The organism is Streptomyces sp. ATLC9, from assembly GCF_057196705.1.
Window position 1 is genome coordinate 1 of record NZ_JBXUOY010000198.1, and the last position, 10,218, is coordinate 10,218.

General features: G+C 73.9%; 8 protein-coding genes and 1 pseudogene. 8 read left to right on the forward strand and 1 reads right to left on the reverse strand.

Annotation, left to right across the window (positions count from 1 at the left end):
* From AC2CJA_RS19130 to AC2CJA_RS19140, 3 genes are all read left to right on the forward strand, one after another.
* The coding region (locus AC2CJA_RS19130; RefSeq protein WP_484603927.1) for an AAA family ATPase at positions 1 to 1,309 on the forward strand (1,309 nt) is incomplete at its 5' end.
* 435 nt (positions 1,310 to 1,744) lie between these two features.
* Positions 1,745 to 3,178, forward strand: a complete 1,434-nt coding sequence (locus AC2CJA_RS19135; protein ID WP_484603928.1) for an NAD-dependent malic enzyme — start codon at positions 1,745 to 1,747, stop codon at positions 3,176 to 3,178.
* A 315-nt stretch (positions 3,179 to 3,493) separates the two neighbouring features.
* Positions 3,494 to 3,775 (forward strand): HU family DNA-binding protein, encoded by a 282-nt coding sequence (locus AC2CJA_RS19140; protein ID WP_484603929.1) that lies wholly within the window; start codon positions 3,494 to 3,496, stop codon positions 3,773 to 3,775.
* Between the two features lie 105 nt (positions 3,776 to 3,880).
* Here AC2CJA_RS19140 and murA read toward each other — a convergent pair whose 3' ends face one another.
* Entirely contained in the window at positions 3,881 to 5,209 is a 1,329-nt protein-coding gene (gene murA, locus AC2CJA_RS19145) for a UDP-N-acetylglucosamine 1-carboxyvinyltransferase (RefSeq protein ID WP_484603930.1), read from the reverse strand.
* 227 nt (positions 5,210 to 5,436) lie between these two features.
* On the opposite strand from murA, the gene AC2CJA_RS19150 reads away from it, so the two are divergent.
* From AC2CJA_RS19150 to AC2CJA_RS19170, 5 genes and pseudogenes are all read left to right on the forward strand, one after another.
* Entirely contained in the window at positions 5,437 to 5,997 is a 561-nt protein-coding gene (locus tag AC2CJA_RS19150) for a YqgE/AlgH family protein (protein WP_206348337.1), read from the forward strand.
* Between the two features lie 288 nt (positions 5,998 to 6,285).
* The gene (locus AC2CJA_RS19155; protein WP_241718231.1) at positions 6,286 to 6,573 is read left to right on the forward strand and encodes a DUF3039 domain-containing protein; all 288 of its coding nucleotides are present in this window, start codon (positions 6,286 to 6,288) and stop codon (positions 6,571 to 6,573) included.
* 332 nt (positions 6,574 to 6,905) lie between these two features.
* On the forward strand, positions 6,906 to 8,579 hold the full coding sequence (locus tag AC2CJA_RS19160) for a beta-N-acetylhexosaminidase (RefSeq protein ID WP_484603931.1): 1,674 nt from the start codon (positions 6,906 to 6,908) through the stop codon (positions 8,577 to 8,579).
* A 341-nt stretch (positions 8,580 to 8,920) separates the two neighbouring features.
* Positions 8,921 to 9,781 carry an FAD binding domain-containing protein gene (locus tag AC2CJA_RS19165; RefSeq protein ID WP_484603932.1) on the forward strand — a complete coding sequence of 287 codons (861 nt, stop codon included), beginning with the start codon at positions 8,921 to 8,923 and terminating at the stop codon, positions 9,779 to 9,781.
* Positions 9,778 to 10,218: pseudogene (locus AC2CJA_RS19170) on the forward strand (hypothetical protein); the annotation flags it as partial. The gene AC2CJA_RS19165 and the pseudogene AC2CJA_RS19170, both read left to right, overlap by 4 nt.

Sequence of the window (10,218 nt, forward strand, 5' to 3'; positions counted from 1 at the left end):
CGCCGACGGGGTGCCCGGCCGGCTGCGGGTGGTCGCCCTCGGCACCCGTCTGGAGCTGGACGCCGACGACCTGCGCCGGATCCGCGAGCAGGCGCTCGGCGGCACCGCGCCCGTCAACCTGCTGCGCCCGCGCGCCCGGCGGCTGCTGCTGGACGCGCTGTGGGAGCGCTCGGGAGCGGGCCGCCGGTACACCGACCCCGAACTGGCGGCCGAGGCGCGCCAGGGGTTCGACGAGGACGTCTCCACCGAGACCGACTTCACCGGCTTCCTGGACGCCTGGTGGCCCGAGCTGACCCCGCGCCGCGTACTGGGGGCGATGGCCGACGAGAAGCGGCTGTCGCGCTGGGCGCGCCGTGTGCTCCAGCCCAGGGAGGTGCGGCGGCTGGCGCGTTCCCTGGCCCGGCTGGACGCCGACGGCTGTGGCCCGCTGTCCGTCCACGACGTCGCGCTCCTGGACGAGCTGAGGGTCCTGCTCGGTGCCCCCGCCCGCCCCCGCCGCAGGGAGGTGGACCCGCTGGACCAGCTCACCGGCCTGGAGGAGCTGAGCACCTACGCCGACCGCCTCGCCGGCCGTCCCGCCCGCGCCGAGCGCCGGGAGGAGGACGAGCGTACCGACTACGCGCACGTCATCGTCGACGAGGCGCAGGACCTCACGCCGATGCAGTGGCGGATGGTGGGCCGGCGCGGCCGCCAGGCGACGTGGACGGTGGTCGGCGACCCGGCGCAGAGCTCCTGGTCGGACCAGGGGGAGGCCGCCGCCGCCCGCGACGAGGCGCTGGGCGCGCGTCCGCGCCGCCGCTTCGAGCTGACGGTCAACTACCGCAACCCGGCCGAGATCGCCGAACTGTCCGCCCGGGTGCTCGCCCTGGCCATGCCGGGGGCACGCCCGCCCCGCGCGGTCCGCGCCACGGGCCTGGTGCCGCGCTTCGCCACGGTGGCGGGCGGCCCGGACGGTAGGGGCGGCCCGGACGGGGCGGTGGGACGGGCGGTACGCGCCGAGGCCGAGCGGCTGCTGGCCGAGGTGGAGGGCACCGTCGGCGTGGTGGTGGCGATGGGCCGCCGCGAGCAGGCCCGCGCCTGGCTGGCCGGGCTCGGCGACCGGGTGGTGCCGCTGGGCAGCCTGGAGGCCAAGGGGCTGGAGTACGACGCGACGCTCGTGGTCTCGCCCGCGGAGATCGCCGACGAGTCCCCGGCGGGCCTGCGGGTGCTGTACGTGGCGTTGACCCGGGCCACGCGGCGCCTGACGGTTCTGTCGCGGGAGAAGGACCTCCCGGATGCCGAGGGGGTCCCCGACCTGCTGCGGGAGTGAGGCGGCGGGCGGGTTCCGAAGGAATTCCCGGTCGCCCGCGCCGAACGGAATCACCTCCGCCGAGCGTTTGTTAGCCTGGATGTGGCACCGGCCCGATCCAAGCCCCCGGGCCCAACCTTCGTCGCTTCGAGCGACCACTTGCCGCGAGGCGAGCATGGCGGGTCGGTGTCGCAGATGTGGATCCGAGGGGTCCGCGCCGCCGGAGGGCGGTGCGGACCCCTCGTCCGTGTGCCTCCCGGCGCCGGCCCGCCCGCGGTGTGCGCGTGCCGTGTGTCACACGCCGCATCGTGCTGCGCCCTCCTTGGCGGGAAACGCTTTCCGTCCCCCGGAACCGGTTACCTGCTACCGGTCGGTAGGTGCGACGATCGGGTGACGCGGTCCGGCGAGGAGGCCGGATGCGCGGCACAGCATCAGGGAAAGCAGAGGAACCCGGCCATGGCAACGGCGCCCAGTGTCTCGTACTCGATGACCATCCGCCTGGAGGTGCCCGCCGGAGGATCGGCGGTCAGCCAGCTCACCACGGCCGTGGAGTCCTCCGGCGGGTCGGTCATCGGCCTCGACGTCACCGCCTCCGGTCACGAGCGGCTGCGCATCGACGTCACGATCGCGGCCTCCTCCACCGCGCACGCCGACGAGATCGTCGCCAAGCTGCGCGAGGTCGAGGGCATCGCCATCGGCAAGGTCTCCGACCGGACCTTCCTGATGCACCTGGGCGGCAAGATCGAGATGGCGTCCAAGCACCCCATTCGCAATCGCGACGACCTGTCCATGGTCTACACCCCCGGTGTGGCCCGGGTCTGCACCCAGATCGCGGCCAACCCCGAGGACGCCCGCCGGCTGACCATCAAGCGCAACTCCGTCGCCGTCGTCACCGACGGCTCGGCCGTGCTGGGACTGGGCAACATCGGGCCGAAGGCCGCGCTGCCGGTCATGGAGGGCAAGGCGGCCCTCTTCAAGCGGTTCGCCGGCATCGACGCCTGGCCGCTGTGCCTGGACACCCAGGACACCGACGCCATCGTCGAGATCGTCAAGGCCGTCGCCCCCGGCTTCGCGGGCATCAACCTGGAGGACATCTCCGCCCCCCGCTGCTTCGAGATCGAGGCCAGACTGCGCGAGGCGCTGGACATCCCCGTCTTCCACGACGACCAGCACGGCACCGCCATCGTGGTGCTGGCCGCGCTGACCAACGCGCTGCGCGTCGTCGGCAAGCACGTCGAGGACGTGCGGGTGGTGATGTCCGGCGCCGGGGCCGCCGGCACGGCCATCCTCAAGCTGCTGCTGGCCGCCGGGGTGAAGCACGCGGTGGTCGCCGACATCCACGGCGTGGTGCACTCCGGGCGCGCCGACCTGGTGGACTCCGCCCCCGACTCGCCGCTGTGCTGGATCGCCGACAACACCAACCCCGAGGGCGTCACCGGCACGCTCAGGCAGGCCGTCGCCGGGGCCGACGTCTTCATCGGAGTCTCCGCCCCGGACGTGCTCGGCGCCGAGGACGTGGCGGCGATGGCCGAGGACGCCATCGTGTTCGCGCTCGCCAATCCCGACCCGGAGGTGGACCCGGCCGTCGCCCGCCGGACCGCCGCGGTGGTGGCCACCGGCCGTTCGGACTTCCCCAACCAGATCAACAACGTGCTGGTCTTCCCCGGCGTCTTCCGGGGCCTGCTCGACGCCCAGTCGCGCACGGTCAACGAGGAGATGATGCTGGCCGCGGCACGGGCGCTGGCCGATGTGGTGCACGAGGACGAGCTGAACGCGAACTACATCATCCCCAGCGTCTTCAACGACCGGGTCGCGGGAGCGGTCGCCGGAGCGGTGCGGGACGCCGCCATCGCGGCCGGGGAGTCTGTGACGACCGCCACGACGCCCTGACGGGATAGGACCGGCGCGTCGGGGGCATCCCACCCGGATGGCCCCTTAGGGTGGCGAAAGCCGCACCGAGGGTGGCTACGGATTGTAATCGTGGCGTGTCACGGGCGTCCCCCGGACGATCTCGCAGGGTGCCGGATTGGCATTACCGCCGCAGGTGGGGGCAGGATGCTTCCCCGAGGGCTGCGTCCTGGGGGCGCCCCCCGCGGACGCAGAAGGTCTGGCAGCAGACCCGGGTCCGGGGACTGTCCGAGGGCCTTGGCAGCATCGGCTTCGATCTCATGCCTCACAGGCAAGAAAAACACGGGAGTACGAATTATGAACCGCAGTGAGCTGGTTGCCGCGCTGTCCGAGCGCGCCCAGGTGACCCGCAAGGACGCCGACGCTGTGCTGGCCGCGTTCGCCGAGACCGTCGGCGAGATCGTCGCCAAGGGCGACGAGAAGGTCACCATCCCCGGCTTCCTGACCTTCGAGCGCACCCACCGTGCCGCTCGCACCGCGCGCAACCCGCAGACCGGCGACCCGATCGAGGTCCCCGCCGGCTACAGCGTGAAGGTCTCCGCGGGCTCCAAGCTGAAGGAGGCCGCCAAGGGCAAGTGAGCCCTGGCGCGGCAGGCACCACGCAGGCGCACGCACGAGGGCGGCCACCTCTTCCGGGGTGGCCGCCCTCCGCACCGCGTACGGCCCGGCCGGGGCCGGTGGGGGTCAGGCGGGGCGTTCCACGCGCGCGCCCAGCGCCGACAGCTTCTCCATGAAGTTCTCGTAGCCCCGGTTGATCAGGTCGATCCCGTGGACCCTGGAGGTCCCCTGGGCCGCCAGGGCGGCGATCAGGTACGAGAAGCCGCCGCGGAGGTCCGGGATGACCAGATCGGCCCCCTGGAGCTTCGTGGGGCCGGACACGACCGCCGAGTGGAGGAAGTTGCGCTGGCCGAAGCGGCACGGCATGCCGCCCAGGCACTCGCGGTAGAGCTGGATGTGCGCGCCCATCTGGTTGAGGGCGGAGGTGAAGCCCAGCCGCGACTCGTACACCGTCTCGTGGACGATCGACAGACCCGACGCCTGCGTCAGGGCCACCACCAGCGGCTGCTGCCAGTCGGTCTGGAAGCCGGGGTGGACGTCCGTCTCCAGGGCGATGGCCTTGAGCGCGCCGCCCGGGTGCCAGAAGCGGATGCCCTCGTCGTCCACCTCGAACTCGCCGCCCACCTTGCGGTAGGTGTTGAGGAACGTGAGCATCTCGCGCTGGCTGGCGCCGCGCACGTACAGGCTGCCCTCGGTCGCCAGCGCGGCGCTCGCCCAGGAGGCGGCCTCCAGGCGGTCGGGCAGGGCGCGGTGGTTGTAGCCGCCGAGCTTGTCCACGCCGGTGACGCGGATCGTCCGGTCGGTGTCCACGGAGATGATCGCGCCCATCTTCTGCAGCACGCAGATGAGGTCCTCGATCTCCGGCTCCACGGCGGCGTTGGAGAGCTCGGTCACACCTTCGGCGAGCACAGCCGTCAGCAGGACCTGCTCGGTGGAGCCGACCGACGGGTACGGCAGCCTGATCTTGCAGCCGCGCAGCCGCTGCGGTGCCTCCAGGTACTGCCCGTCGGCGCGCTTCTCGATGGTCGCGCCGAACTCGCGCAGCACGTCGAAGTGGAAGTTCACCGGGCGCCCGCCGATGTCACAGCCGCCCAGGCCGGGTATGAAGGCGTGGCCCAGCCGGTGCAGCAGGGGGCCGCAGAAGAGGATCGGGATACGGGAGGAGCCCGCGTGGGCGTCGATGTCCGCGACGTTGGCGCTCTCCACGTGGGAGGGGTCGAGTACCAGCTCGCCCGGTTCCTTGCCCTTGCTCACGGTGACGCCGTGCAGTTCGAGCAGGCCTCGGACGACTCGCACGTCGCGGATCTCGGGGACGTTGCGCAGCCGGCTCGGTTCGCTGCCGAGCAGTGCGGCGACCATGGCCTTGGGCACGAGGTTCTTCGCGCCCCGGACTCTGATCTCGCCCTCCAGCGGTGTGCCGCCGTGGACAAGGAGTACGTCGTCGGTGCCGGTCATGGGCCTCGCGTTCCAGGATGAAAGAAGAGCAGGGGCACAGGGAATGGTAATGGCCGTGCGCCCGGGCCGTGCCCGTCCGTCCGGAGGGAGGACGGGCACGGGGGCGGACGGGCACGGCCCGCACCGGCGCCGGGGCGCGCCCGCTCACACACCGCGCCCGGCCTGTTCCGCGGCGTGATGCGGGATCCGGGTCCCCGTCCGGGCCCGGAGTGCGGGATCATTGGGACATGACCGAGGTGACCTCGCTCACCGGGCGGCTGCTCGTCGCGACGCCGGCGCTGACCGACCCGAACTTCGACCGTGCGGTGGTGCTGCTCCTCGACCACGATGAGGAGGGCTCGCTCGGCATCGTCCTCAACCGGCCGACGCCCGTGGACGTCGGCGACGTACTGGAACCCTGGGCCGCGCTGGCGGGGGAACCGGGCGTGGTCTTCCAGGGCGGGCCCGTCTCGCTGGACGCGGCGCTCGGTGTGGCCGTCATCCCCGGGAGTGAGGGCCCGCTGGGCTGGCGGCGGGTGCACGGGGCCATCGGCCTGGTGGACCTGGAGGCGCCGCCCGAGCTGCTGGCCGCGGAGCTGGGCTCGCTGCGGATCTTCGCCGGCTACGCCGGCTGGGGGCCGGGCCAGCTGGAGAACGAACTGGAGGAGGGCGCCTGGTACGTGGTGGAGTCCGAGCCCGGCGACGTCTTCGCGCCCGAGCCGGAGCGGCTGTGGCGGTCCGTGCTGCGCCGTCAGCGCAGTGAGCTGGCGATGGTGGCCACGTATCCCGACGATCCCTCGCTGAACTAGTGCCGCGTCGGTCAGGGTTCACCCCGCTCGCCGCCCTGGCACGCACGCTCGCCGCGTTGGCCGAAAGCCCGGGCAGGACAACCGCATGCGGCTTCCGGCCGCCCGGCGATCGCACGCGCCGGGGCGCCTCGCCACCGGGTGAACCCTGACCGACGCGGCACCGGCCGCCGGCCGAACCGGTCGCCGAGAGGGGGCGGGCCCGCCGGGCGGCGCGGTCCGCTGCTCCGGGTGGACGAGGCGGGGCGGGGTCGGGTGCCCTCGGGGAGGGGCGCAGTACTCTTGGGGCCCATGAGCACTCATGAGCCCGAGCGCGGGACGGGCACCGGCACCCTCGTCGAGCCCACCCCGCAGGTGTCCCACGGCGATGGCGACCACGAGCGCTTCGCCCACTACGTCCAGAAGGACAAGATCATGGCCAGCGCGCTCGACGGTACCCCCGTCGTCGCGCTCTGCGGCAAGGTCTGGGTCCCGGGGCGAGACCCCAAGAAGTACCCGGTCTGCCCCATGTGCAAGGAGATCTACGAGTCCATGGGTGCCGGCGGCGACAAGGGCAAGGACGGCGGCGGCAAGAAGTAACGGCGCCGTCCCGCGGCCCTCCTCCCCGTCCGGCCCCGGCCCGCCCCGCACAGGGCCCGTCACTCCTCCGGCGGCCCCCGGAACGCACCCGTGCGTTCCGGGGGCCGTCGCGCGTGCGGGCGCATGTCTCCCCGGCGCCCGTCCGGATGCCTTGTCGGCCGCCGCCGGTTGCCCTACTCTCCTGCGGAGTTGTGCAGAACGAAACAGGTGTTGCACATGGTGCAACACCTGCTCTCCGGGGCCGCCCGGGAGCGGGACGCCGAAGACGGCCGAGGACAAGGGCGTGCGCGAACGGCGTGCGCGGCCCGCGGAACACGCAAGGAGAACCGGGCATGTACCAGCCCGATCTGGTCCCCCTGCCGCGCTCCGTCGAGGACGGCGGCGGACGGCTGCCGCTCGACGAGCGGACGGCGCTCGACGCCGGCCCGGGCGCCGAGCGGTCCGGCCACTGGCTGCGCGGTGCCCTCGTCGCGGCCACCGGCCTGCCCCTGCCGCCGGCCGGCGCGGACGGCGGCCGCGGCACCGTCGTACGGCTGCGCGTGGACGAGGAGGTCGCGGCCGAACTCGGCCCTGAGGGTTACCGGCTGGACGTGTCCGGCGGCGGCGCCGAGATCCGTGGCGGTGCGGCCCCCGGTGTCTTCTGGGGCGCCCAGACGCTGCGGCAGCTCCTCGGTCCCGCCGCGTACCGCCGCGCTCCGCTGCCCGGCGGCTCCTGGTCGCTGCCGTACCTGAGCGTGGCCGACACGCCCCGCTTCGCCTGGCGCGGCTTCATGCTGGACACGGCGCGGCACTTCACGCCCAAGGACGGCGTGCTGCGCTGGATCGACCTGCTCTCCGCGCACAAACTCAACGTGCTGCACCTGCATCTGACGGACGACCAGGGGTGGCGCCTGGAGATCGCGCGCTTCCCCCGGCTCACCGAGGTCGGCGCCTGGCGCCGGCGGACGAAGCTGGGGCACCGGGCCTCCTCGCTGTGGGACGTGCGTCCGCACGGCGGCTTCTACACCCACGACGACGTCCGTGAGATCGTCGCGTACGCCGCCGAACGCCACATCTCCGTCGTCCCCGAGATCGACCTGCCCGGCCACTCGCAGGCGGCCGTCGCCGCCTACCCGGAGCTGGGCAACACCGACATCGGCGAGGACCCTCCGAAGGTGTGGGACGACTGGGGCGTCAGCCCCAGTGTCCTGGCCCCCACCGAAGAGGTACTCCGCTTCTACGAGGGGGTGTTCGAGGAGGTGCTGGAGCTGTTCCCGGGCGAGTTCGTGCACATCGGCGGCGACGAGTGCCCCGCGGACCAGTGGCGGCGCTCGCCGACCGCGCGGGCGCGCGCCGAACGGCTCGGCCTGGACGGCGTGGAGGCCCTCCACGGCTGGTTCGTACGGCACTTCGACCGCTGGCTGGCCGAACGCGGCCGCCGCCTCGTGGGATGGGACGAGATCCTGGGGGCCGGCACGGCGGGTACGGCCGGCGCGGGCACGGGGCTCGGCCCCGGCGCGGTGGTCTCCTCCTGGCGCGGCCACGCGGGCGCGGTCGCCGCCGCCCGGGCCGGGCACGACGTGGTGACGTGCCCCGAGCAGGAGGTCTACCTCGACCACCGGCAGGACGGCGGCGAGGACGAACCGGTGCCCATCGGATACGTGCGAACCCTGCGCGACGTGTACGGCTACGACCCCGTGCCGCCCGAACTCGCGGGCACCGGCGCGGCGGGGCACGTCGTCGGCGCGCAGGCCAACCTGTGGACGGAGGTCGCGGAGGACCAGCGGCGCACCGACTACCAGGCCTTCCCGCGGCTGGCCGCCTTCGCCGAGGTGGTGTGGTCGGGGCCGGGCGCCCGGGACGGGGAGGGCGGCTTCGGCGACTTCGAGCGGCGGATGGCCACCGCCCACTACGCCCGCCTCGACGCGCTGGGCGTGGCCTACCGGCCGCCGTCCGGGCCGCGCCCCTGGCAGCGCCGTCCCGGCATCGGGGGGTGCCCGTTCGAGGGGTCGCCGCGGGTGTCCTGAGGGCCGGACCCCGGATCAGGATTCCCGGCCGCCTCATCCCCGACCGCCTCGGGCAAGGCCCGGGACGATCCCCGAAACGGCCTGTATAAAGTAGTGCAAGGACTCCCAGGAGTGACAAGACGCTTCTGTCGGTGACAAACGCCGCAAGCGGGCCATCGTCCAGATCAGGGACGGATGCTCCCTTCACGGACCCCGGCTCCGCCGGCCCCCCGGAATGTGCCAGAGTTGCCACGTCCGGGTTCCCAGCGCGTACGGTACGGCTGGGCAGCCGGGACGACCGGGGAAGGGGCGCTGGATTGAGCACGCACGCACCGCACGCACCACGGGCGGCGCAGCCGGTCATGCTGCCGGCCACGCTCGACGAGGCCGTGGCCGCTCTCGCCGCCACGCCCGCGGCCGTACCCGTCGCGGGCGGCACCGACCTGATGTCCGGGGTGAACTCCGGGCTGCTGAGGCCCGCGGCGCTGGTCGGCCTGGGCCGGATCAGCGAGATCCGCGGCTGGGAGTACCAGGACGGCCACGCGCTGCTCGGCGCCGGCCTCACCCACGCCCGTGTGGGACGCCCCGACTTCGCGGCCCTCATCCCCGCCCTGGCCGCCGCCGCCCGCGCCGCCGGACCGCCGCAGGTCCGCAACGCCGGGACGCTCGGGGGCAACATCGTCACCGCCGCGCCCACCGGCGACTGCCTTCCCGTCCTGGCCGCGCTGGAGGCCACGGTGCTGATCGCGGGGCCGGGCGGCGGACCGCGCGAGGTCCCCGTCAGCCGTCTGCTGGCCGGCATGGAGATGCTGCGGCCCGGCGAGATCGTCGGCTACGTACGGGTGCCGCTGCTGTACGCCCCCCAGGCTTTCCTCAAGGCCACCGGCCGCACCGGTCCCGGGCGCGCGCTGGCCTCGGTCGCCGTCGTGCTCGACCCCGTCCGCCGCGGGGTGCGCTGTGCGGTCGGCGCCGTCGCGCCGATGCCGCTGCGCCCGGTGGAGGCCGAGCAGTGGGTGGCATCGCTCATCGACTGGGACGGACAACGGGCCCTGGCCCCCGAGGTGCTGGCCGCGTTCGGCGACTACGTCGCCATGGCCTGCATCCCCGATCCTCCCGCCCCCGAGGGCGGGGGGGAGGCCCCCGTACTTCCGCCCGCGGCACTGCACGTACGGCGTACGGTGGCGACACTGGCCCGACGGGGGCTCGGGAGGGCACTCGCATGAGCAACGACCAGCAGGAGCCGTTCCGGCAGGACGACGGCCGGCCCGTGCCTCCTCCGGCGCCCGAGGGCGGCTGGGGAGGCGAGTACGACGGTGACTCCACCGCGTTCATACAGCTTCCCGAGAACCTGCCGGGCCCGTACCAGTACGGGTACGCCGACGGGCCCGGCGGCACGCCCGAACCGCTCGCCGCGCCGGGCACCGGACACGGCTGGGAGCCGCCCGCCATCGACCCCGGCGCCCCCCCGCCGCCGCAGTCCCGGCTGCCGGTGACCCCGGAGGCCGCCACCGATCCGGCGGCCCCGGTGCAGTGGACCATGCCGTTCGCCGGGAGCCAGGCGGAGTCCGCCGGGCCCGCGGGCCCGGCACCTTCCGAGCCCGCGCGGCCCGAGGGGGAGCAGGGACCGCCGCCGGGCGCGGCCGCCGCCATGGGGCAGGGC

Excerpts from the sequence above, each read along its gene's own strand:
- AC2CJA_RS19135 (WP_484603928.1), top strand. The coding sequence starts at position 1,745 with ATGGCAACGGCGCCCAGTGTCTCGTACTCGATGACCATCCGCCTGGAG.
- AC2CJA_RS19140 (WP_484603929.1), top strand. The coding sequence starts at position 3,494 with ATGAACCGCAGTGAGCTGGTTGCCGCGCTGTCCGAGCGCGCCCAGGTG.
- murA (WP_484603930.1), bottom strand. The coding sequence starts at position 5,209 with ATGACCGGCACCGACGACGTACTCCTTGTCCACGGCGGCACACCGCTG.
- AC2CJA_RS19150 (WP_206348337.1), top strand. The coding sequence starts at position 5,437 with ATGACCGAGGTGACCTCGCTCACCGGGCGGCTGCTCGTCGCGACGCCG.
- AC2CJA_RS19155 (WP_241718231.1), top strand. The coding sequence starts at position 6,286 with ATGAGCACTCATGAGCCCGAGCGCGGGACGGGCACCGGCACCCTCGTC.
- AC2CJA_RS19160 (WP_484603931.1), top strand. The coding sequence starts at position 6,906 with ATGTACCAGCCCGATCTGGTCCCCCTGCCGCGCTCCGTCGAGGACGGC.
- AC2CJA_RS19165 (WP_484603932.1), top strand. The coding sequence starts at position 8,921 with ATGCTGCCGGCCACGCTCGACGAGGCCGTGGCCGCTCTCGCCGCCACG.